We start from the raw sequence: 23,283 nt of genomic DNA on the forward strand, positions 1-23,283 counted from the left end.
CGTTCGCGTTTAATAGCCGTCGTTTTGTTTTAAAGCCGAATTTGCATCCATTTCACGTTGCGGAATGGGGAACAGGACGTTGGTTGCTTCGATGGCGGGACTCCGACCGTACGACGTTTCGGCATTTACCGCATCCAGCAAACGTCCTGTCCGAACCAGATCGAACCGCCGGTTCGCTTCAAAAGCAAACTCAAGCCGCCGTTCCAGCAAAACAGCCTCCTTAAACTGCTGCCGGTTGAGACCACTCAGTGGTTGAAGACCCGCCCGCACCCGCACCCGATTCATCGCAGCATAGGCCTCGGCATTCGGGCCGTTATTGGCTTCCGAGAGTGCCTCCGCGTAGATCAGCAGAATATCTGAAAAGCGCTGGACACTAAAACTTTTCCCCCCTCCTCCGCTGACGGTAGAGGTTACATCGGCCAATTTCCAGAACGACACGGCCCGGGCGGGATCGGCATCGTCGGTTGACAGGGTAACGGTTGCTTTGGTAGTCGGATGAACATACGACGTCAGGAACGTGACCGCTTTGCGTTTATCGGCGGCCGTGTAGCTATCGAACAAGCTTTTGCTGACCCGAAAAATACCGCTGCCCGTACTCGGTACGATGGGTGCTCCACGCGGGGCATACCCCGTAGTAAAATTGTTGCCCGCCAGATCGGTGATGTACATGACTTCAAAAAGGGATTCTTTTCCACCCCGGTTTTTCAGATCAAACACATCGGCATAATTGGCCCAGAGATCATAAATCCCTGAATCGATCACCTCTTTCGCCTTAGCAGCCGCCTGTGCCCAATACGGCGAACTCGCATTGGCTCCCGCCCAGGTTAGATAGACTTTGGCCAGCAGGCCCTTCGCAGCGCCCGATGTTGCCCGACCGATGTTGTTGCCCGTATAACTTTTAGGCAATACCGTTTCGGCTTCTTTCAGGTCGCTTTCAATTAGCTTATACACCTCATCGACCGAAGCCCGCGCTACATTCACATTTTCCAGTGAAGTCGTTTCGGTGGTCACCAGCGGCACATCGCCAAAAAAGCGGACCAACGTAAAATAGTGCATGGCCCGCAGAAATTTAGCCTCTCCAACGTAGCTTTTCCGGGTAGCCTCCTCCATCGGAATGGCCGGAGCCCGGCTGATGATCAGGTTGGATCGTTGAATACCGGTATAGGCATTACTCCAGATGTTTCCGACAAACGTATTGGTCGAAATCAGGCCATACCGCCACATCGCCACCCGGTCGGCATTCCCCGTCAGAAACGGAATGCCATCGTCGGCGGCAATCACATTTGGCGTAACGACAATTTCATCGCGGTACATTCCCCGCAACTGACCATACATACTCAACACCGCGGCCTCCGCATCGGAAGCCGTTTTGTAGTAGGTCCCGACCGATTGAGAACCGAGCGGATTCAAATCCAGATCGGTCGAACAGGCCGTCAGCAATCCGGTTATAAACAGTAGAAAAATAGAGGATCTCATGATAGTAAGGCGTTTAGAAGGTCAGGTTTAAACCAACAAGAAGTGTTTTAGCTGCCGGATACCCCCCATAATCCATCCCCTGGCTGATCGACGTAGTACCGAAGCGACTCACCTCCGGGTCATAGCCTTTATAGGCCGTAAACGTGAGGTAATTCTGAGCCGCCACGTATATTTTGGCATTCCGAACGGCAATTTTGTTCAGCAGCGCTGAAGGCAGGTTGTAGCCCAGCGAGAAGTTTTTGAGCCGCAAATAGGCCCCATCTTCAATCTGGAACGTCGACAGAATCCGTTGACCGCCCGTGAGCGTAGCCCGTGGAATTTCGTTGCTCGGGTTGGTTGGAGTCCATCGGTTCACCACCTCCTCGGCCTGGTTGTTGTTTCCGTTCAGATTATACAGGTCAAACCGCAGGTAATTCAGGATCTGATTTCCTGTAACGCCCTGAAAAAAGACATTCAGCTCAAAGCCTTTGTACGTTACGGTATTGTTCAGCCCACCGAAGAGTTTAGGATAGCCATTTCCGATAATGGTGCGGTCGTTGTCGTTAATCATGCCATCGCCGTTCAGATCCCGGTATTTGATATCGCCCGGTTTCGCGGTTTTCTGGGCCGAATTGTCAATTTCCCCCTGGTTCTGGAAAATGCCGTCCATGACCCGTCCGTAGAAATTACCCAGTGCTTCACCCACCTTCAATAAAACGGTGTTGGATACCTGAAGGTGACCAATGCCACTGCCCGTCGTAAATTCAGGGCGACCATCGAGGGTCAGAATTTTGTTGCTGTTTACGGCCATACTAAACTCCGTATTCCACCGGAAGCCATTTTTGTCAACGTTAATCGTTGACAACGCTAGTTCCAGGCCCCGGTTTTCGACCTTGCCAATGTTCCGGAGCGCCGTGCTATAGCCGGTCGTTTGGGGAATATTAACCGAAAACAACAAATCAGAAGTTGTTTTGATGTAATAATCAGCGGTAAACTGAATCCGGTTATTGAGCAAACCAACATCGAGTCCTACGTCAAACTGGGCATTCTTTTCCCAACGCAAATCCAGGTTACTGATGGCCGTGGGGGTCCAGCCAGTCCGCAAAACGGGAGAAGCTCCGCCCAGGATCGCCGTACTGACGCCCAACCCCGATAAATACTGATAATCGCCAATGGCCTGATTTCCGCTCAATCCATAACTGGTCCGGAGCTTGAGGTCGGTCAATACCTTCTGATTTTGCAGGAATTTTTCATTGATAATGCGCCAGGCCAAGGCTCCCGACGGAAAAAAACCGTACTTATTGTTGGTTCCAAACCGCGACGATCCATCGCGTCGAGCGGTGAGCGTAAGCAGAAAGCGATCATCGTAGTTGTAGTTCAGACGGGCCAGATACGAAACCAGCGCCCAATCGCTCGCCGATGAGGATGGAGTTTGCAGCGTAGCTCCGGCCCCCAGATTGTTGAACTGGGCAAAGTCGTCGGTAAAGTTGACCGCACTCGCCGTAACTCCTTCGTTATGATATCCTTGCGTCGTATACCCGATCAGGGCGTTCAGGGTGTGTTTTGGGATAATGGTTCGGGTGTACGACAGCGTATTTTCGTTGAGCCAATTCAGATTAAAGCCCGAATTGACGGAAGCACTTCCGTTGGATGTAGCGCCCAGACGAACCTGCCGGGTAGCATAATAGTTTGATTTCGTATTCAGGATGTCGGCCCCCCAACTCGTGCGGAACGTCAGTCCCTCGGCCAGCTTTATATCGGCAAACACATTTCCCAGTAGCCGGGCGTTCAGATTCTGGTCGGTGATTTCGTTCACCAGCCCCACCGGGTTATCGACCAGATTGCCGTTTAAAGAACCCTGATCCAGATAATAGCCGCCTGCGCTATTGTAAACCGGAAAAACCGGCGCGTAGTTGATCGCCGATGTCGTAACGCCACTGTTAATCCCGCCATCGGTTTCCGTCCGGGCTGCATTCGATTTGGTGTAGGCGCCCTGCATCGATAAACCGATCTTCAGCCACGACTTTACGTCACGATCCAGATTGGCGCGAAGCGTAAAGCGTTGAAAATACGAGTTTTTGACGATGCCCTGCTGGTTATAATAACTTCCCGATATCGCGTACCGGGTTTTCGTTTCGCCCCCCGTGAAGCTCATCTGGTAGCTCTGAATAGGTGCCTCCCGAAACACTTCCTTCTGCCAGTCGGTGCCTTCGCCCAGCGACGTCGGCAATGGACGGTCGGCCGAAGAACCGTCAAAATAGGCCGTGCTGCCGCCATTGATTCGGGCTTCGTTGATGAATTCAGCATATTCCCGGGCATTCATCAGCGGAACGCTCCGACGGACCGACTGCACACCGTAGTAACTCTCGAAATTGACCCTCGATTGTCCTTCTTTGCCGCGCTTGGTGGTAACCATAACGACCCCATTGGAGCCCCGCGAGCCGTAGATAGCCGTCGCCGAGGCATCTTTTAATATTTCAATGGATTCGATGTCATTGGGATTGATGGAATTGAGGTTGCCGGTTGGGTAGCCATCGATCACATACAGGGGTTCATTCCCCGCATTCACCGAACCCGTTCCCCGGATACGGACCGTTGTTGAACCGCCGGGCTGGGCCGAATTGGTGGTCACATGCACACCGGCCACCCGGCCCTGCATGGCCCGATCCAGGGCCACGATGGGCGTCGCTTTGATGTTTTCTTCGCCCACTTTGGCCACCGAACCTGTCAGATCGGAGCGTTTCACGGTTCCGTAGCCGACCACGACCACTTCGTTGAGCGATTTTTCGTCCGCTTCCAGCCGAACCGTCAGGGTCGATTGTGAACCAATGGTTATTTCCTGATTTCTGTAACCCACAAAACTGAACACCAGAACCGCCGAATTGTCGGGCACCGCCAGCCGGAATGTCCCTTTGCTATCGGTGGCCGTGCCGCGTTGCGTGCCTTTCAGCAACACGCTAACACCGGGCAATCCTTCGCCTTTTTCGTCTGTAACCATCCCCGTAATGGGTATCTCCGCCATCAGGGCTGGCGCTTCCAGGGTCGTTTCTTCGGGCAACACCGCGCTGGTTGTCTCTTTTTTCAGCACGATGTAATTGCCCGAAACCTGATAGGTGATGTTCAGCGGTTTCAGCAGGCGATTCAGCACCACCTCCAGGCGGTCGTTTTCGGCCCGGAGTGTCACTTTATTGCCGACCGAAATGAGTTGCGGAACGTACGTAAATTTTACATTAGCAGCTTTCTCCAATCGGTTCAGAATGGTCCGTAAGTCCTTATTTTCCAATTGAACAGAGATCGATCGATTGAGCAGCTCCTGCGCCATTCCATTTCGGGCCAGGGTAAGCCCGGCAAAGACTACGGCCAGCACCAACTGTACGCAAGTAATCTTCATAATCTGGCAAAGAGTTGGGGAATAATCCCGCAGTTTTTTCATACTTTTAGCAGTGTTTTTGTTCAACATTTTTCAGAAGTAGAGGCAAAAACAATCCCCGTCCCCGTTTTTCAGGGTAGTCGCAATACCGGTAAAGCAAGGGGGGGCACTGATTCGCCGGGATGATGGAGCCGTACTGGTCGCAACAGTACGGTTCTGTTCCGGCTTTTTTTTAATCAACAGGTCGGTGTTTTTTCATGCAATCAGGGTTAAAGATTCAGTTATGAGTTATGAGTTATGAGTTATTTGTACTATTTTATTTTTTAGCATCCAACTAGCTCAATACGGTATCACTAATTCAGGATTCATTCCGTTGGTTGGCAGCCTTTTCCGGTTACCACAATTTTTGCATCCCAGACTTCATAGGTAGCGTCGATGGTTTGGCAAATGATGTCGAGTTTTCGGAACAACGGTTCGTCGCCCAGCGGGGCGGTCAGGTTGCAGCTTTTCAGCGTTTTCGCATCGTAGACAATCGACACGCCATACGAGGTTTCCAGTGTTTTGAAGACCTCGCCCACCGGCGTATTTTCAAAAATAAAGTTGTGGTTATTCTCGGGCGTTTTGAGCAAAAGCGGAGCTTCCACGAGTTTGCGGGTCAGCCGGTCGCTATCGGCATCGAAAAAGGCCTGCTGGTTGGGCGTCAGCAAGAGCGCTCCCGCCGGTTGCCCGGTTTCGGGTTGCATCCGATCAAGCGCTTTGATCGGAAAAACCGCCACTTTCCCGGTTCGCACAATGACCGTTACGCCCCTGGCTTCCTCCAGCGCCCGAACCATAAAACTGGTCCCGATCACTTTGGTAACCAATCCATTGGCATACACCATGAAGGGTTTCTCCGGATTTTTGGAGACCTCAAAAAACCCTTCGCCCGACAGATACACTTCCCGTTTTTGGCCCGTAAACGTGGCCGTGTAACTCACCCGACTGCCGGGTTGCAAGACCACCGTGCTGCCGTCTTCAAACCGGACGGTCAGCGGTTGCGGGGTGTTGTTTATTTTTTCGACCAGATCAACCGTCGACCCGGCCACGAGTCCGGAATAAGTCCCCGGTTCTTCTGCCAGTTTGGACCGCAGCATATACCACCAGCCAATTCCTACCAGCAACAGGATGGCAGCCGCCAACTGAAACCAGTTCGGGCGTTCGATTTTTGGCCAAACCCAGCGGTTTTCACCCTCCGGTTCCGGTTGTTGCTCCAGCCCCGGAAGTCCGGCGGTGCGGTGTTCGATGGCGGCCCACATTCGCTGACCCTGCGCTTCCGTGGGCATGGTCTGCACCTGCGCAATGGCTTGTAACAGCGAACGGGCAGTCAGAATAACCGTGTTTTTTCCGGGATGCTCCGCCAGAAATCCCTGCCAGAACGAATCGGTTTCGACATCGGGTGCCAGCACCCAGCGTCGGAAAAAATCATCTTCGGCAAAGTCTTCGGTGGTATAATTACGGTAGTCATTCATTGCATCCGGCCCATAAAATAGATAACTATTCCATTGTTATATACCAAGAGCCTGGAAGTAGCGAAGTGTCCCCTCCTTTTCTGATCTTTTTATTTTGACTCTGGATTTACGCGTTGGATTACGAACGCCCTTCAACCGAGCCCACGATTTGAATCGTGGGCTCGGTTGAAGGGCGTTCGTATGCGAGTGTGAAGCAGAACTGTACTCCTTTTCAGTACGTGCTACCGTCTGATTCGAGTGAGTAAAACCGCTTGAAAGACAAATACGGTCTTCACTAGTCCTTCGTCAATTCATTCAGAATTTTTTGGCCCGGCAAATTACCGGGAAACATCAGGACCGATTGGCGATACATGGCGATGGCTTCTTTGCGTCTGCCACTTTGCAGCAGGGCTTTTCCGTAGCTATCATACGTGTTCCAACTCTGCGGGTAAAGCAAGGTCGCTAGCTTGAGGGCTTCCAGCGCAACGGTGTCATGGTGGTCTGCCAGAAGCTCCAGACCCAGTTCGTTCAATTCCCGCTCGTCGGTAAAGTAATGAGCGGTGTCGGCTTTGAGCTGGTTGAATAAGGTCGCAGCGGCATCCGGCCCTTCTTTCAGCAACGTTCGAACGTAAGGCAGGAAGAGCGACCGCTTGCCGGGTTGTTCCGTCCCGAAAAAAGGAGTTTGGTAAGCCAGATTGATCGTTTGCTTGCAGGCCGTACCAAAACCGGTACTCTCCGCATTATCGAGTAAAATAATGGTCCGATGGTGTGTAAGATCATGCCAGAAAAAGGTAAAGAAACCAGGTTCGCGACCGGTGTGCATGACGATTCGACCCAGTTGGGTGTTGGTGGGCAGAAACCAACCTAATCCATAGTTGGCCGCCCCAAACTCACCGCCGGGGGCGGCCGAAGTGCCATCTGTCAGTCGATAGGGCGTAAAGGCCAGGTCCAGCATATCCTTACTCAGTACCTTGTGCTCGTCCAGGGCAGTGGCATAGGTAGCCAGATCGCCGGTCGTACTGACGATGTTCGTTGGCCCATAAAGCCCACGCAGATTAAACGTCCAGCGCCTAACTTTTTGGCTGCTGCCAATACTTTCCATGTCGTTGAGGTAATGGTGACGAACCAGATAACCCGTCACAGAATGGGTATCGCCGGGAAGGTTGCCCAGCAGGTAGCTGTGGTGCATACCAGCCGGGCGGAAGATATGACGAGTCAAGTAATCGCCGAAACGTTCACCGCTTATCTTTTCGACTAAAGTAGCCAGCAAGGCATAGCCGATGTTGCAGTAACGCCATTTACTGCCCGGTAAGAAAGCCAGTTCTTTCTTCCACTGCTTTAGAGCCGGAATAATATCGTGGTTGCTTATTTGTCGGGTTGAATCCTGATCAATCAGCGGAAAGAATAATTCTTCCTTGTCGGGCAGACCTGACGTATGCGAAAGCAAATGGTCGATGTGAATCTGTGCGAAAGGGAAATCCGGGAAGTATTTTTGATAACTGTCTCTAAGACCAAGTTTGTGCTGCTGGATTAATTGCATAACTGCCACGGCCGTAAACGTCTTGGAGATGGAGCCAATCTGGAAAGCGGAATGCAACGAATGCTTTTTGCGGGTTTTTAAGTCCGACAAGCCAACTGACCGTTGATAAATGGTCTGACCCTTCTCACGAATGAGCACATTCCCGTTAAAAACATGGGCTGTATCTAAGGCATGAAACAAACTGTCGAGTGCCCTGCTGGCCTGGGCATGCGATAGAAAGGGCTGGGCCACGAAGGCTAGGATAAGCAGGAAGCGGTGAGACCTTTTCACAAAATAAAGATTTTAGTACTTACTCATGGACTTTTTTTACGCTGCATTGCCTGAGATACCAGTCTATGTCCCTGTGGACTGGGGTTGGTCAGAAAACAACGATTCGTAAATCAGGAATACTTTAACTTTTGTAGAACAAATATCCTGCCAACACCCAACCATTTGAATTCATACAATTGATTATCAATAAGTTAACCACATTACTTCATAAGAAGTAATGTCCAAAAGTGGACATTACCTGTCTTTTTTCGGACACAAATGCCAATGTCGTTTTGATTTCTACGCAGTCGCTCAACGTACCAATCTCCGGCTTGCAGTTGCAGTATGCTATTTTCCATACGGCATTATGTGCTGTCTTTTGATACGAAACCGCAAACTACCCGACTCTTGATTTACGGACTTGATTACGGCCGGCATGGTTCTATCAGCCCCGGTTAAAACCGCGGACTGAAAAAACGAAACCCGTATGATTGCGGAGGATGCTATGCCAAAAGAAGAAACAAAAGCCCCAGAAAAGGAGCCAGATAACGGGTATTTTCGCGGAGGTGGCTCATGGCCTTGTGCAGCGTATTCCGGACGGACTTGTCGGTGATGCCCATAATGGCCGCAATCTCGCTGGTTTTGAAGTTTTCGTAAAACCGCAGCGTAACCACTTCCAATTGACGTTCAGGCAGTTGTTTCAGAGCTTGGGTCAGTTGCCGGGTCAATTGCTGCTCCTGCTCCCCGTCGGTAAACTGATGCTCCGGCGTGGTGTCAGTCTGCAACGGGAAGGCGGCCTGGTCGATGGATAAAAACCGGTTCTCTTTCTCACTCAGGCGGTGAATTTTTCGGCGCAGGGAACGGAACAAATAGAACTTGACCGATTCGGCTTCGGCCAGATTCTGCTGAATCCGCCAGAGATCCACGAATAAATCCTGAATGGCATCTTCCACCAGAGCCGCGTCGGGCAGCAGTTTGTATCCGTAGTTGTAGAGGATGCGGTAATACCGCTCGTAAAGTTCGGCAAAAGCCCGCCGGTCGCCTTGTTTCAGGGCGTTCCAGAGAAGTGAGTCGGGCTGCCGTTCGGTGGTCAAGGTCTTAATTCGGTTTTGAAAATCTACCCGAATTAAGTAGAAATTTTTATAATTCTAATGGCATTAATGCTAAAAAGGAAGAGAAAAGACGCGGGAGTAGAGAATAAAGAAAAATCGTTCCTGCGACGGTCTTTATTCTCTACTCCCGCGTCTTTTCTCTCAATTAAAAAAACGACACCCGAATCACCCAGGGACTGCCGCCATAAACGAACGACGAGAACGTCGGATCGGCATTGTAACTCAGGTTGTATAAGGCCGTTAAATTCACGCCGAACCGCCGACTGATGGGCTGGGAATACGTCAACCCGACCAACCCGGCACTCACCCAGCGTCGCTGCGTTTCGTAGGGGATGATGTTGTAGTTCGTGTAGCCAACATTCGTATTTTCGAATTCCCCGTGAACGTACAGGTTTTTCACAATGTTGGGGACAATCTCATACATCCCGAACACCCGTCCGCCGTATTGATTGGCCCGGTAAATTTCAGTGGCACCACCCTGGTAGTATAGTTTGGCCCGGTAATAGACATAATTGATACCGACGCCCAGAATGGCCCGCTCGGAAGCCTGGTAGGCGATAACGGGAGCAACACCGATGCTGAAGGGATTGCCTATGGACACGTTGCTGATGCCCCCCCCAAACCGCAGTCGCTGCGAAAACGGCAACGGCTCTCCTTCCGGCGTTTTGGTTTTTAAGGGGTCTTTTCCTTCTCCGCGTCGTTCTTCCGGATCTTCGGTAATTTGCCCGAAGGCTACACTGCTGCTTATCAGCATGATTGCTAATAAACCTTTCTGTATGAGGTTCATAGAGTTGATTAATGAACAAAAATGGATACTCAAATTATAAACGAAAAAATAGGGGTTTTTAGTAAGTAAAACTTGCGCTTACCGCCCCTAACCCCCTCAAAGGAGACTTTAGCATCCGGATTAACCGCATCCAAATCCCCTGAAGGGGCTTTAGGGGCAGCAAAATGCGGGTTCTGGCAATAAGGCCCCCACTCAAAACCCAAACTCTTTTACTTCCGGGTCATTCAGCAACTGCTGAATACAGCGCTCGTGGGCTTTTTCGGAACCCGTAACGCGCCAGATGCCAATGATTTCGTTGCCAATGCGCTGCTGACTCTGCAACCGGGGATGCAACCCACATTCTTCAAACAGCGTTTCGTACGCCAGCAGCGTTTTGTGTTTAAAGGTAGTAACAATTCGGAATTGTCGGGCCTGGTTGACGCGGGCAATGCGGGCGGCCAACCCCGGCAACACCAGCAACGTAGCCCCAATGATGATAAAACCGCCCACGGCAAGGTCGTAAAAACCACCCCCAACGGCCATTCCAATGGCCGCTACGGCCCAAATCGTGGCCGCTGTGGTCAGGCCTTTGACGCTGGTCTCCTGCCGGAAAATAATCCCGGCACCCAGAAAACCGATGCCATTGACGATGTTGGCCGCAATCCGGTCGTCGTCGCTGAAACGGCGCGAAACGATGGTGAACAGCGCCGATCCGACACAGATCAGAATCGTGGTTCGGAGTCCCGCCGATTTGCTGCGGTATTCGCGTTCCGCGCCAATCAGACCGCCCAGCACCATCGCCAGCAGGAGTTTTAGAATGTCTTCCTGAACAATCGAATCCATGTATTTCCGTTGGTTACGCTAATTCCTGATTCATTGACCCCAACCGAAGGTTTGCGCCCGGCCTTCAGGGGGTTGGGGGCAATCGTTATTGAAAAGGAAACCATCCTTTCAAAAAAACCGTTAGTCCAAAGATAGAGTTTTGCTAAATTTATAGGATGAATTTATCGGTTAGTCTGCCGCCTGACGGCTCCTTTCAGCAACCCAACGTTGAACATCTTGATCCCAAACAGTATATTATCATCAAGGGTGCCCGGGTTCACAACCTGAAAAGCATCGACGTCGCCATTCCGCGCAACAAACTGGTGGTGATCACCGGCCTTTCGGGCTCGGGTAAATCCTCCCTGGCGTTCGACACGTTATTTGCTGAAGGTCAGCGAATGTATGTCGAAAGCCTGAGCAGCTACGCCCGGCAGTTTCTGGGCCGGATGGAAAAACCCGAGGTCGATTACATCAAAGGGGTGTCGCCGGCCATTGCCATCGAACAGAAGGTAACGACCCGCAATCCCCGCTCAACGGTTGGAACGACCACCGAAATTTATGACTACCTGAAATTGCTTTTTGCCCGTGTGGGCATCACCTACTCGCCCGTTTCGGGGCAGGAAGTGCGCAAAGATACGGTAACAGACGTCGTTAAATACCTGTATACCTACGAACAGGGGCAACGTGTGCTGATTATGGCACCGCTGCACATCCGGCCCGACCGGACGCTGGCCGACGAGCTGAAAGTGTTGCTCCAGAAAGGCTACACCCGGATTGTGGCCGACGGCGAAGTGCTGTTCATGGAAGAAATGCTGGAACAGGGTGTGAAAGAACCCGCGCCGGGGGCCGCGCTGGAAATTCTGATCGACCGCAGCACGGTTCAGTTCGATGCGGACGGGCAGCCCGACGAAGACAGTCAATACCGGTTTTCGGATTCGATCCAGACCGCTTTCAACGAAGGCGAAGGCGTTTGCCGGGTCGATGTCGTGGGCAAAGAATCACGCGTTTTCTCGGATAAATTCGAACTGGACGGGCTGGTTTTTGAAGAACCGAGCGTCAACCTGTTCACCTTCAACAACCCGTATGGTGCCTGCCGCCGGTGCGACGGTTTTGGTAAAGTGCTGGGCATCGACCCGGACCTGGTCATTCCCGACAAAAATCTGTCGGTCTTTGAAGGTGCCCTGGCACCCTGGCGAAGCGAGAAAATGAACGAGGAGTTTCTGAAACCACTGCTCAAAAACGGCATCCGGTTCGACTTCCCGATTCACCGCCCGTATAAAGATCTTTCGCCGGAGCAAAAAGAAACACTCTGGACGGGTAACAAATATTTCCAGGGCCTGAATGCGTTTTTCGATTTTGTCGAAAGCCAGACGTTCAAGGTCCAATACCGCGTGATGCTGTCGCGCTACCGCGGCAAAACCTCCTGCCCCGAATGCCGGGGTTCGCGGCTGCGGAAGGACGCCAGTTACGTAAAAATTGCCGGTGGAAAATCCATCACCGACATTGTGCTGATGCCGATTGGGGAAGCCGCCGGTTTTTTCCGGAATCTGGAACTTCCCCCGCACCAGCAGGAAGTGGGCAAACGGTTGCTCACCGAAATCCGCAACCGCCTGGACTACATGGAGCGCGTCGGGCTGACCTATTTAACGCTAAACCGCCTGACCAACACATTGTCCGGCGGTGAATACCAGCGTATTAAACTGGCAACCTCGCTCGGTAGTGCGCTGGTTGGATCGATGTATATTCTGGATGAACCCAGCATTGGCCTCCACCCGCGCGACACCAGGCAACTGGTGAGCGTGCTGGAAACCCTCCGCGATCTGGGCAATACTGTCATTGTGGTCGAACACGAAGAAGAAGTGATGCGGGCGGCCGACCAACTCATCGACATCGGCCCGGATGCGGGTGTCAACGGCGGCCACCTGGTGTTTCAGGGCACCTGGGAGGAAATTATGAGTGAAGAGTTAAGCGTGAAGAGTTATCGTGAGAACGAAGAACAACCGCCTGGCAACTCCGTCGTAACTCATACCTCTTCACCGCCGGGCGGCCCCGTCTTCACTAACAATTCGCACACCCTCGCTTTTCTGACGGGAAAAGAAACCGTGCCCGTGCCGAAATTCCGGCGGAAAGCCACGCACTGGCTCGAAGTGAACGGTGCGCGGGAAAACAACCTGAAGGATCTGGACGTACGGTTTCCGCTGAACACGCTGACGGTGGTGACGGGCGTGAGTGGTTCGGGCAAATCGACGCTGATCCGCAAGGTGTTGTACCCGGCCTTGACGCGGTTGAAGGGCGACGGTTCGGAAGAAGCGGGCAAGCACGACAGCCTGGGCGGCAGTCTGGACCGCGTCACCTCCATTGAGATGATCGACCAGAATCCGATTGGTAAGTCGTCGCGCTCGAACCCAGTGACGTACATCAAAGCCTACGATTATTTGCGGCAGGTGATGGCGGAACAGCCCGTGGCAAAAGCGCGGGGCTATAAACCGTCGCACTTTTCGTTCAACGTGGATGGCGGTCGCTGCGAGGTGTGCCAGGGCGAAGGCGAGGTCAAGATCGAGATGCAGTTCATGGCCGATATTTTCCTGAAATGCGAAGGCTGTAACGGCAAGCGGTTTAAGCAGGAAATTCTGGAAGTGACGCTCAACGACAAAAACGTGGCGGATATTCTGGAAATGACCGTCGATGAAGCCATTGACTACTTCCGGAAAGCTGAACCGAAGATGGTTGAAAAACTGATGCCGTTGCAGGATGTCGGTTTGGGCTATATTACGCTGGGGCAGTCGTCCAACACCTTGTCGGGTGGTGAAGCCCAGCGGGTTAAGCTGGCGTCGTTTCTGGGAAAAGGCAACGCCAACAAAGGCGGAACGCTGTTCATTTTTGACGAACCGACCACCGGTTTGCACTTCCACGACATCCGCAAGCTGCTGAAAGCCATCAACGCGCTGGTCGATCAGGGCGACAGTGTCATCATCATCGAACACAATACCGAGATCATCAAATCGGCCGACTACCTCATCGACCTCGGCCCCGAAGGCGGGGATACGGGCGGTTACGTCACCTTTGCCGGCACCCCGGAAGAGCTGGTAAAATTACCGCAGGGCGAGAATTACACGGCGGATTTTTTGCGGGGGAAAGTGTAACAAGCTGTTTGAATTAACCGGGGAGAGCCCTGGAAAGGCGATCTGTCAATAGGCAATAGCATCCATCGGCTATTGCCTATTGACAGGACAGGCCTCCGGCCTTCATTCAAACAACTTCTAAGGTTTTTTTAGGAGGTTGATTGAATTTATAGCGATAGCCGGGCTTAGTGGTCCGGCTATTGTTGTAGTTGAGCTATGCACGTCATAGTTCGACAATCGGGAAATAAGAAAGAATACACCATTCTCATCAATAGTTCAAACAAGTATATTTACTACGAAAAAACTTTTGCATCCCTGAACGTTATGCGTCATTTTAAAGTGACAGAATGATACTCGAAAAATATACTTCAAATTGGATTAAGAATTTTACGGACATACAACGTGAGATCGAACCTTCCCTGGACGGGATTGACTATTCTATTGAACACGTAGGAAGCACTTCTGTACCCCATTTGGATTCAAAACCAATCATCGATATCGATATTATCTATTCCGATACCTCAGATTTTGAGAAAATAAAAGCGAGACTCGAAAAGTTGGGGTACTACCATAATGGTAATCAGGGAATCCAAGACCGTGATGTATTTAAAAGGAATGGAAAATTGGCTAATACCATATTAGACACCATAAAGCATCATCTTTATGTTTGTCCAATTGATAGTAAAGCATTGGAACGCCATATTCTATCCAGAAATTTTTTAAGGAAAAATGAATGGGCAAGGGTAAAATATCAACAAATGAAATACGATTTAGCTGATCAGGCGAATCAAGATAGAAAGGCATACGCTACATTAAAAGAACTTTATAGCAATGATTTTATCGACTCAATTATAGAAGAAGAAAAAATATACCATGTTTAGACATCAGGGCAAGACACGAACGTTAAGCCATAATTTAAAAATTGCTTCGCTGTTATCTCTTGTTGCCGGCATTGTAAACGTAGCCGGTTTTTTTGCTGTTCAGCGGTTGACAACGAACGTAACCGGTCATTTTGCATTTTTCGTAGAAGAAGTTTTTAAACTCAATTTTTGGCAAGGATTTGTCTATTTTCTGTATATATTTTTCTTTTTCTTAGGGTCTTTTGTTTCCAGTTTTCTCATTGAAATTATTTCACAAAAAGACGATCATTATATTTACGTAGTTCCTGCTTCGATAGAATGTTTGATTCTATTTACTATCGGTTTCTGGGGACAGAATTTGCTCATCAAAAACCCAAATACTATTGCCTGTAGTTTGCTTTTTGCGATGGGTTTACAGAACTCCCTGGTTACCACCATCTCGAATGCCAGCGTCAGGACAACGCATTTAACGGGGCTTTTTACCGATCTGGGCATTGAATTATCGCAGTTGTTTTTTTACAAAGAGCGGGAACAGAAGCACAAACTTCTATCGTCAATAAAACTTCGGCTGACCATCATCAGTTTCTTTTTTATTGGTGGCATCCTTGGTGGAATTCTATACTCAAAGATGAAACTTCACGCCCTGATTTTTGCTGCAGCTGCCTTAGTTTTAGGCTTAATTTACGACAACATAAAATTCCGACTCATTCAACTACGACGAAAACTCAAAAGTAGCTGATAAAGAACGAAACAAACAGGCGGTTTGGCATTAGTAAGAATTGACAAATTAATCCTCACCATTTGTTATTTAGGGTGTTTTTATGGCGACACAACAAAAAAACACGTAACCCGTTGTTCTCCAGAAGCCTTCTCTCCAAACCGCTCCATGAAAACCGCCTTCCTATTCGCCCTGTTGATCAGCGTTACGGTTCTGAATCACGCCTATTCGGCCGGGGAGCCAACGCCTTTCGCCGGGCCTGATTCGCTTCCTTCACACCAACCCGCACCCTTCAGACCAATGTTTCTAATTCCTCAACCTGCGCTACGATTTTTGCCACGGTTTCATACGGTCTTCGTAAAGCCCGGTAAAAATCAATCAGCCGATACGCTGATAAAAGGAGCGTTTTTTTTGCCGACACTTGGCATCGATGAGAAGACCATAACGGTCAAAGCAGGCGATGCCATTTTACAAGCCGGAAAAGATTATCAATACAACCCCGTCGCGAACCGAATCCAGCTTATATATCCGGCGGCTTTGCGATCAGACGAGCCGATAGAAATTACCTACAACACCGACCCATTCGAGCGGGCGAATTGAATGGATGTGGAAATTAAAAAAGGGACTACCCGCTATCAGCGGATGCCGTTCACGACCCGGACCAAAGCCGGGTCGTGATCACCGTTTAGTAAATCGGGGGTGATGTGATTCGTTTCAATCCCGAAGAGGTATTACTTTTAAGTGTGTGTATCAGTTCATTACTGATATAAAGGTCACTTTTCCGGCTGCCCAAAAATCACTGGTATCCGTGATTTTTGGGCACTAAATCCGGTAATTTTTCGATCCAATCGTCGCCACCCGTGTGAAATAAGGAGGATTTTGAGTGTTCAAGGTGTCTATGAAATGGTTTCAACGAGTCGTTTTGCTGATCAGTTGGCTGGGTTCATCCGCTTCCCTGCTGGCCCAGCGGTATTACACCCCGCCTTTTGACTTCGACCGGAGTATGGACCGGGCTTACGTGGATAGTTTGTTGAAAACTACCCGAATCCGGCTGCTTGGCCTCGACCGGCTACGCCCCGCCCCCACGGTCGATACCGCCCGGATGGAATACCTGCATTTTATGGCGTATGTCCACTACAGTGGCATGACCCACCGCGACAGTGCGCTGCTGGTGGCCAACCACCTCATCCACCTCGCCGAGCGGAAAAAGAACATCAAATACCAGATCAAAGGGCTGCTGGTTACTGAGCGGTATTACCGGGAGGTCAAAACCGATTACCCCCGGGCGATCAAACTGAACCACCGCCTGCTGTCGCTGATCGAAACCGCCCCGGAGGTATATGCCCTCTATTTCTGGCGCATCTACCGGAATCTCGGCCACATCAGCAGTTCGATCGGGGAGGATGGCGAAGCCGTGGCCTATTTGCAGAAGAGCATTGCGTGGTTTGGAAAAGACAAAAAAATCGACCCCGTTCATCTGTCCGACCTCCACCGGATTCTGGCCAATGCCTACAAAGGGCAGCAGCAGTTGGCGGAGGCTGAAATGCACGCCCTCCGGGCCTGGGACATCCTGAACCAACAACCCAGGGTGTCGATTTCCAACAAGGCCTACCTGACCAACGACATCGGCCTGGTGTATAACCTCCAGCAGAAATTCACGCAGGCCATTCCGTACCTGAAACAGTCGGTGGCGTACTGGGAGCAGCTCAAAGCGCCCCTTCCTCAGGCCGACGCACTGGCCGATCTGGCAGTTTCTTACCTCGGTAACAAGCAGTATGACGAGGCCATTGCCAACGCAAAGGAAGCTCTGGCGAAGAATCAGAAGGTGCACGCGCCCATGCTAACGGCCTATTCCGTGCTGATGAATGCCTATGAGCACCAGCAGGATTGGAAGAGTGCCTTTGCTTACCAGCGACTTTATAACGACAAAAAACGGGAGGAACAACGGGCCATCAACCAGACTGAAAGCCTGCGGAGCAAGGCCCGGTTCGACCGCGAACGACTCGAAACGGCCTACCGCCAGGAGCGGCTGTTGCAAAACCAGCGGTACCAGACGCTGGCGAAACAGGCTGAAATCGACCGGCTTAACAATACCTTCAAAACGAATGAATTCCGTCGGCTGGCCCAGACCAACGCCTTGAAACACCAGCTCGAAACGCAGCAACTGAAAACCGCTGCCGCTCAGAAGCAGGCCACCCAGCAAGCCACCATCAAGCAGCTACACATCGACCAGCTCCGGCTGGGCCTGTCGGCGCAGAAACGCATCCGAAATCTGTTGTACATTGGAATTGCCATCATCAGCTCGCTGGGGTTTCTGCTGCTGTATTATAGCCTGCGGCTCCGGCGAACCAACCTGACGTTACGGACCAAAAACCGGGAGATTGAAATGGCGCTGATCAAAGGCCAGACCCTTGAGCGCAAACGCGTGGCAACCGAACTCCACGACCGGGTGAGCAGTCTGCTCGGTGCCACCAAGATGACGTTCCAAACGATGGACGCCGATATTTTATCGCCCCGCAACAAAACCCTGTACGAAAACAGCCTGAACCTGCTCAACGACGCCGTCACGCAGGTTCATCAACTGTCGCGCAACATTTTGCCGGAACAATTGCTCCAGCAGGACTTGCTGGTATCGCTCAAGAGTCTGGTTAAAAAGTTGAATCTGGTCGAAAAAACGGTGTTTTCGCTGAACTATGATCCCAGCGGCAAATTGCCGCTCAGTCCGGAAGTCAAGTTCAATCTGTACGTGATCTGTCTCGAACTATGCACGAACATTCTTCGTCATGCCCAGGCCCGGCAGGCACACATCAAGCTGATCTGGTATGACAAGTGGCTGGCCGTGCAGGTTCTGGACGACGGCATCGGCCTGAACCCGTCGGTAGAAGGCGGTACCGGGCTGCACAACATCCGGGAACGCGCCGAGACGATCGGCGCCCGGTTCTGGCTGGAATCCAGCGAATTGGCCGGAACAAAAGCCAGCGTGCTGCTGCCCCTTCCGGAATAGCCCGGCTGTCTTTTATTTCACCACATACAGCAGATCCTGGTAGTCGATGGTGCCGGTGCGGCCGACCCAACTCCCGTAATTGATCGTCCGAATCGTCAAGCCGGCTTTCTGAAAAGCTTCTTTGGCATACACCTCGTCAAAGGCAATCATGCTTTCGGGCAGTTCCTGAATATGCACCATGGTGCGTTCCGTAAACGGCGTCAACTGACGGCCATACAGGCTTTTACCTTCTGCGTTGGCTTTGCGCGACTCGCTGTTGAGCAAAAACATGGTTATATAGGCTCGTCCCCCTTTTTTCAGGACCCGCGAAATTTCGGCCAGATACTGCTCAAAGTCATTTTCGAGCATGTGGGTAAACACCGAATTTAGAATCACCAGACTGAAGGTCGAAGACTCGAACGGAAACCGCAGCTCATGGCCCTGCATGGTTCCATTCGGATTATACATCTTATTGTATACATTCAGGTGGTGAAAGCGGAAGTGCGGAAACCGTTTCGTTACTTCTTTCGTGCACCAATCCACGCCGTTTTTAACGATCTCGATTCCGTCGTAGCTACCCGGAGCGGAGATGTAGTCCGTTAACGGGATCGCAACCCGGCCAATTCCACTGCCAACATCGAGGACGTTGTCCGTTGAATTTAACCCAACCAGTTCCTTGATATGATCAACCGACTTCCGCCCAACGGCTTTAAAATCACCGTCGCCGATGAAGATCATTCGGGAGGGTGGCGTCAACGCGTCGCGTTCACCGGTCAGCAATTCCAGCCGGTCGATCATTTCGATTGGAATTATCTTTTTCAAGGAGGTCTTGAGTGAATTGGGCAACAAACTTTTTAATCCCATAGTGGTGCTTCGTGATAGTATGTCTGCAATTTAGGAGAAATACCGGGATTGTTTTCATTCCCTTTTTGAACTATCCTTATTTTTAGACACAAATTTGCGTTTAATTTGTAACTATTTCAATAAATAGAGCTACAGTCTACGCGGCAATCTGTGGCATTTGGTACGAAATACCGGATTTCTCCCTTTTCGGCTCTTGCCCTATACATTCATTCAATCCGCGTCCCAACAGGCGGTAGGTAATCGGGCGGTAGTTCGTTTGTTGGCCCTCTCCACTGGCAAATTCGGCGTTTGTTTGTTAAGTTAGTGTCTGGCATCACAAAAGGGCAGCCTATTATGACCTTTACCTACCTCGATCAACCGGAGCTTTTTATTGGCGTCAGCGATGAAGAGACGCGTTGCGATCTGTGCCACCAGCAAAAACCGTGTTTCGACGCGGCTGGATTTTTCGGCGAAGACGAACTTGCTTTTATTTGCCCGGATTGTTTATCGAACGGTCGGCTTTACGAACGGGATAGTTATACCTGCCAGGGCGATGTGACGGAATTAAAACGGCAACTTAACGAAGCCAATCCAGCGCTGAGTAAAGCCGACATCGACGATCTGGCCGATCAGAAAACACTCGACCTGGAGAAAACCACCCCACACCTCGTGACCTGGCAGGATTGGGAATGGCCCTGCGCCGACGGGGATTATGCCCGGTTTATCGGTTATGGTTCAAAACCGCTCTACCGGCAATTGGCCGGCGATTCTGATGCGCAATCCTTGTTCGAAAAATCCCTGTATTATACCCTGGCGGAAGAAACCGATGCGGAGGAAGTATGGGAAGACGTTCCCAAAAAGGCCATTCCGGATTATGCCGCCAGCAGCAAGTACAGTACGCTTTTTTACGTGTTTAAAAGTCTTCATTCCGACCGGATCATCACCCTTTGGGACTCTGATTAATTCATGAAACACCTGCTTTACTTCCTCTTCATCAGCACGTTCACCTACGGCCAGTCGTTCGACCTGGTCATCAAAAACGGCCGCGTGGTCGACGGCACCGGCAATCCGTGGTACTACGCCGATGTGGCCATTCAAAACGGCAAAGTCGCCCGGATTGGCACCATTCCGGCCACGGAGGGCAAAACCGTGATCGACGCCAGAAACCAGATTGTGGCCCCCGGTTTCATCGACGTTCACACGCACGTAGAAGGCAGTTTGCAGGACCGTCCCGGTGCCGAAAATTTCCTCTACGACGGCGTTACGACCCTCGTTACCGGCAATTGCGGGAGTTCGGCCACCAACCTGCGCACTTTCTTCGATTCGCTGCGCATCGGCGGTTTTTCGCCCAACCTGGCGTCGATGATCGGCCACAATACCGTACGGCTGAAAGTGATGAAAATGGCGTTCCGCGAGCCAACGGCCAAAGAACAGACCGAGATGGAAGCGCTCGTCGAGCAGGCCATGAAAGACGGTGCCGTCGGAATTTCGACCGGTTTGATTTACACGCCCGGCACCTACGCCCGCACGCCCGAAATCGTCAATCTGGCCAAAATGGCGTCACGCTACGGGGGCGTCTACGCGTCGCACATGCGCAACGAAGGGCAGGACGTTAAAAAAGCCATCGAAGAAGCCATTCAGATTGGCCGCGAAGCCGGTATTCCGGTCGAGATTTCGCACTTTAAAGTCGCCAGTAAACCGATCTGGGGGTCGAGCGTCGAAACCGTCGCGATGGTGGAAGCCGCCCGGCGCGACGGCTATGATGTAACCGTCGATCAATATCCGTATACCGCTTCAAGCACCTCCCTTTCCAGCATCGTTCCTTCCTGGGCACTGGCCGACGGCGACTCGGCCACGCTCCTCCGTTTCCGCGACCCGGTCACCCGCGCCAAAATCCGGAAGGAAATGCTCACCGGTTTGAAGAAAAACGACCGAAAAAATTTCGACTACGCCGTGGTGGCGTATTACCCCGCCGATACGACTTTTAATGGTCTGAGCATCACCAAAATCAACCAGAAACTGGGTCGAAAAAACAACGCCGAAACCGAAGCGGATCTAGTGCTGGAACTAATGGACAAAACCGCCATGAAACGCATTCAGATGGTCTACCACACGATGTCGGAAGACGACGTGGCCACGATCATGCGCTACCCGAACACGATGATTGCTTCGGATGCGGGTGTGGCGCGGTTTCAGTCGGGCATGCCGCACCCACGCGGCTACGGCACCAACGCCCGGGTGCTGGGCCGGTATGTGCGCGAGAAAAAAGTGATTCCGGTGGAAGAAGCCGTCCGGCGGATGTCGTCGCTCCCCGCCCAGCGGTTTAAGCTCGACGATCGAGGGATTCTGAAACCCGGTTATGCCGCCGACCTCGTCATTTTTGACGAAAAAACCGTATCGGATCAATCGACCTACGATGTTCCCCACGCCTACTCGACCGGTTTTTCCCACGTGCTGGTCAACGGGATTCCGGTTGTTGAAAACGGCAAGCACACCGGTAAGCGGCCGGGGCAGGTGTTGATGGGGAAAGGATATGCGGGGAAAGCGGAGTGATCGTTTGCGGTTCCTTTACTTTTTCGCCAACCCCGTCCGCCAGGCCATCAGTTTGGGTCGCATTTCATCCACCAGCCTGGGGTGCTGAGCGGCTACGTCCGTTTGTTCAGCAGGGTCAGTGTCCAGCTCATAGAGTTCGGTGCCGGAACCGTCGGCATTGACCAGCAGTTTCCAGTGGCCCTGTCGCATAGCCAGATTCGGACTTTTGTCACGACCGCCCGGATAACGGAATGATTCGGTATTGCGACCATATTCCCAGAAAAGAGGGTTCTTGCGAATAGTCGGTTTGCCCAGCAGAACCCCGGCCCGGTTTTCGCCGTCAGCGCCGGTGTTCCGCCCCTTTTTGCCCGCCAGACTCACAAACGTGGGCAACAGGTCGACCGCACTCAATACTGACTGATTATCAACCCGTCCTTTGGGCGTTCGGGCCGGATAGCGAACGATAAACGGCATCCGAATGCCCCCTTCATACAGCGAGAGCTTGCTGCCCCGGAACAGCCCCGACCGACTTCCCTGAAAGGTAGGCAAGGCCCCGTTGTCGCTCGTAAACACAACGAGCGTATTTTCGTCCACGCCCAGGGCCTTCAAACCGGCCATCAGCCGGCCAATCTGCAAGTCGAGTTCGGTCAGAACGGTCTTGAATTCGCGCGGTTTTTCGGTTCCCTTCGGAAACTCGTTGAGGGTCGTTTCGTCGGGCACCCAGGGCGTGTGCACGTCATCGGGCCAGAGGTTGATGTAGCAGGGTTTGTCGGGGTTTCGCTTCAAAAAATCGAGCGTTTTGTCAACGAAGTACGCCGTTCGGTTCCAGCGTTTCACACTGTCGGATTTCGCCCAGATCCAGTCCGTCGACGTCAGCAGCGGGTCGGGGTCGGGGCTTTCCCAGGTGCTGGCGTACGCATCAAAACCGTATTGCCGGATTCCGGGGGCATTGTCGACATCGCGCCCCCCGCCCATGTGCCATTTGCCGAAGTGTGCCGTGGCATAGCCCGCTGCTTTGAGTTCCCGGGCAACGGATGGCGCCGAAGCGTCCAGAAAATCGGCTTGTTCGCAGGTGCGGTTGTGTTTCCGGTCCGCGAGAAAGGACGTAATGCGCCACTTGCCGGGCACGTTTCCGGTCAACAGGCCCACGCGCGAAGGCGAGCAAATGGGGGCCGCGCTGTAGTAGTTCGTAAACTGAATGCCCTCGGCGGCCAGCCGGTCGATGTGGGGCGTAGGCGGTAAGGAACTGGCTGAAGAGTTGGGTCGGTAGCAGCCCACATCGGCCGCCCCCATGTCATCGATCAGAATCAGAATGATGTTGGGAGGCCGGTTGATTGGCTTCTGCTCAGAAGTCGGCAGGGAAGTCCCAAAGCTGCTACACAGCACGAATACCAATGCCGGAAGGGCCAGTTTGCTCTTCATAC

16 protein-coding genes are annotated in these 23,283 nt (G+C 51.9%); 7 read left to right on the plus strand and 9 right to left on the minus strand.

Translation table 11 applies throughout. From position 1 onward, the window contains the following. Positions 1–9: 9 nt before the first annotated feature. From F0P93_RS27670 to F0P93_RS27705, 7 genes are all read right to left on the minus strand, one after another. Positions 10–1,476 carry a RagB/SusD family nutrient uptake outer membrane protein gene (locus F0P93_RS27670; protein ID WP_150881039.1) on the minus strand — a complete coding sequence of 489 codons (1,467 nt, stop codon included), beginning with the start codon at positions 1,474–1,476 and terminating at the stop codon, positions 10–12. Positions 1,477–1,489: 13 nt separating this feature from the next. Beyond that, complete coding sequence (locus F0P93_RS27675) at positions 1,490–4,846, minus strand: TonB-dependent receptor (protein ID WP_150881040.1); 3,357 nt, start codon at positions 4,844–4,846, stop codon at positions 1,490–1,492. A gap of 344 nt (positions 4,847–5,190) precedes the next feature. Next, positions 5,191–6,333 (minus strand): FecR family protein, encoded by a 1,143-nt coding sequence (locus tag F0P93_RS27680; RefSeq protein ID WP_150881041.1) that lies wholly within the window; start codon positions 6,331–6,333, stop codon positions 5,191–5,193. Between the two features lie 274 nt (positions 6,334–6,607). Beyond that, positions 6,608–8,122, minus strand: a complete 1,515-nt coding sequence (locus tag F0P93_RS27685; RefSeq protein ID WP_150881042.1) for a serine hydrolase domain-containing protein — start codon at positions 8,120–8,122, stop codon at positions 6,608–6,610. Between the two features lie 482 nt (positions 8,123–8,604). Continuing rightward, the gene (locus tag F0P93_RS27695) at positions 8,605–9,195 is read right to left on the minus strand and encodes an RNA polymerase sigma factor (protein WP_225309674.1); all 591 of its coding nucleotides are present in this window, start codon (positions 9,193–9,195) and stop codon (positions 8,605–8,607) included. Positions 9,196–9,358: 163 nt separating this feature from the next. Beyond that, on the minus strand, positions 9,359–10,000 hold the full coding sequence (locus F0P93_RS27700) for a hypothetical protein (RefSeq protein WP_150881045.1): 642 nt from the start codon (positions 9,998–10,000) through the stop codon (positions 9,359–9,361). Between the two features lie 192 nt (positions 10,001–10,192). Beyond that, entirely contained in the window at positions 10,193–10,822 is a 630-nt protein-coding gene (locus F0P93_RS27705; protein ID WP_150881046.1) for an MgtC/SapB family protein, read from the minus strand. A 155-nt stretch (positions 10,823–10,977) separates the two neighbouring features. Here F0P93_RS27705 and F0P93_RS27710 point away from each other — a divergent pair, with 155 nt between their 5' ends. The 5 genes from F0P93_RS27710 to F0P93_RS27730 all read left to right on the plus strand — a co-directional run bounded on the left by F0P93_RS27710 (position 10,978) and on the right by F0P93_RS27730 (position 18,505). After that, positions 10,978–13,944 carry an excinuclease ABC subunit UvrA gene (locus F0P93_RS27710; protein WP_150881047.1) on the plus strand — a complete coding sequence of 989 codons (2,967 nt, stop codon included), beginning with the start codon at positions 10,978–10,980 and terminating at the stop codon, positions 13,942–13,944. Positions 13,945–14,270: 326 nt separating this feature from the next. Next, positions 14,271–14,804 (plus strand): GrpB family protein, encoded by a 534-nt coding sequence (locus F0P93_RS27715; RefSeq protein ID WP_150881048.1) that lies wholly within the window; start codon positions 14,271–14,273, stop codon positions 14,802–14,804. Next, on the plus strand, positions 14,797–15,522 hold the full coding sequence (locus F0P93_RS27720) for a YoaK family protein (RefSeq protein WP_150881049.1): 726 nt from the start codon (positions 14,797–14,799) through the stop codon (positions 15,520–15,522). The genes F0P93_RS27715 and F0P93_RS27720 overlap by 8 nt, the downstream gene beginning before the upstream one ends. Positions 15,523–15,669: 147 nt before the next feature. Continuing rightward, positions 15,670–16,101, plus strand: coding sequence for a hypothetical protein (locus tag F0P93_RS27725; RefSeq protein WP_150881050.1), 432 nt, complete (start codon positions 15,670–15,672; stop codon positions 16,099–16,101). A gap of 298 nt (positions 16,102–16,399) precedes the next feature. Beyond that, positions 16,400–18,505, plus strand: a complete 2,106-nt coding sequence (locus tag F0P93_RS27730) for a tetratricopeptide repeat-containing sensor histidine kinase (protein ID WP_150881051.1) — start codon at positions 16,400–16,402, stop codon at positions 18,503–18,505. Between the two features lie 12 nt (positions 18,506–18,517). On the opposite strand, the gene F0P93_RS27735 is transcribed toward F0P93_RS27730, so the two are convergent. Beyond that, positions 18,518–19,306: a class I SAM-dependent methyltransferase gene (locus F0P93_RS27735; protein ID WP_191908940.1), complete on the minus strand. Its 789-nt coding sequence runs from the start codon at positions 19,304–19,306 to the stop codon at positions 18,518–18,520. Between the two features lie 375 nt (positions 19,307–19,681). Here F0P93_RS27735 and F0P93_RS27740 point away from each other — a divergent pair, with 375 nt between their 5' ends. Next, a complete protein-coding gene (locus F0P93_RS27740; RefSeq protein ID WP_150881053.1) occupies positions 19,682–20,290 on the plus strand; it encodes a CbrC family protein in 609 nt (202 codons plus the stop codon). Between the two features lie 3 nt (positions 20,291–20,293). Then, positions 20,294–21,880: an N-acyl-D-amino-acid deacylase family protein gene (locus F0P93_RS27745; protein ID WP_150881054.1), complete on the plus strand. Its 1,587-nt coding sequence runs from the start codon at positions 20,294–20,296 to the stop codon at positions 21,878–21,880. Between the two features lie 15 nt (positions 21,881–21,895). Here the strand turns inward: F0P93_RS27745 and F0P93_RS27750 are convergent, their stop codons facing one another. Next, the gene (locus F0P93_RS27750; RefSeq protein ID WP_150881055.1) at positions 21,896–23,281 is read right to left on the minus strand and encodes a sulfatase family protein; all 1,386 of its coding nucleotides are present in this window, start codon (positions 23,279–23,281) and stop codon (positions 21,896–21,898) included. Positions 23,282–23,283: the final 2 nt, after the last annotated feature.

Origin of the sequence: Larkinella humicola, assembly GCF_008727875.1 — a bacterium.
Lineage (GTDB): Bacteria > Bacteroidota > Bacteroidia > Cytophagales > Spirosomataceae > Larkinella > Larkinella humicola.

Bases quoted from the DNA above. Each gene is read 5' to 3' on its own strand.
- F0P93_RS27670 (WP_150881039.1), bottom strand. From the start codon at position 1,476: ATGAGATCCTCTATTTTTCTACTGTTTATAACCGGATTGCTGACGGCC.
- F0P93_RS27675 (WP_150881040.1), bottom strand. From the start codon at position 4,846: ATGAAGATTACTTGCGTACAGTTGGTGCTGGCCGTAGTCTTTGCCGGG.
- F0P93_RS27680 (WP_150881041.1), bottom strand. From the start codon at position 6,333: ATGAATGACTACCGTAATTATACCACCGAAGACTTTGCCGAAGATGAT.
- F0P93_RS27700 (WP_150881045.1), bottom strand. From the start codon at position 10,000: ATGAACCTCATACAGAAAGGTTTATTAGCAATCATGCTGATAAGCAGC.
- F0P93_RS27705 (WP_150881046.1), bottom strand. From the start codon at position 10,822: ATGGATTCGATTGTTCAGGAAGACATTCTAAAACTCCTGCTGGCGATG.
- F0P93_RS27710 (WP_150881047.1), top strand. From the start codon at position 10,978: ATGAATTTATCGGTTAGTCTGCCGCCTGACGGCTCCTTTCAGCAACCC.
- F0P93_RS27715 (WP_150881048.1), top strand. From the start codon at position 14,271: ATGATACTCGAAAAATATACTTCAAATTGGATTAAGAATTTTACGGAC.
- F0P93_RS27720 (WP_150881049.1), top strand. From the start codon at position 14,797: ATGTTTAGACATCAGGGCAAGACACGAACGTTAAGCCATAATTTAAAA.
- F0P93_RS27725 (WP_150881050.1), top strand. From the start codon at position 15,670: ATGAAAACCGCCTTCCTATTCGCCCTGTTGATCAGCGTTACGGTTCTG.
- F0P93_RS27730 (WP_150881051.1), top strand. From the start codon at position 16,400: ATGAAATGGTTTCAACGAGTCGTTTTGCTGATCAGTTGGCTGGGTTCA.
- F0P93_RS27740 (WP_150881053.1), top strand. From the start codon at position 19,682: ATGACCTTTACCTACCTCGATCAACCGGAGCTTTTTATTGGCGTCAGC.
- F0P93_RS27745 (WP_150881054.1), top strand. From the start codon at position 20,294: ATGAAACACCTGCTTTACTTCCTCTTCATCAGCACGTTCACCTACGGC.
- F0P93_RS27750 (WP_150881055.1), bottom strand. From the start codon at position 23,281: ATGAAGAGCAAACTGGCCCTTCCGGCATTGGTATTCGTGCTGTGTAGC.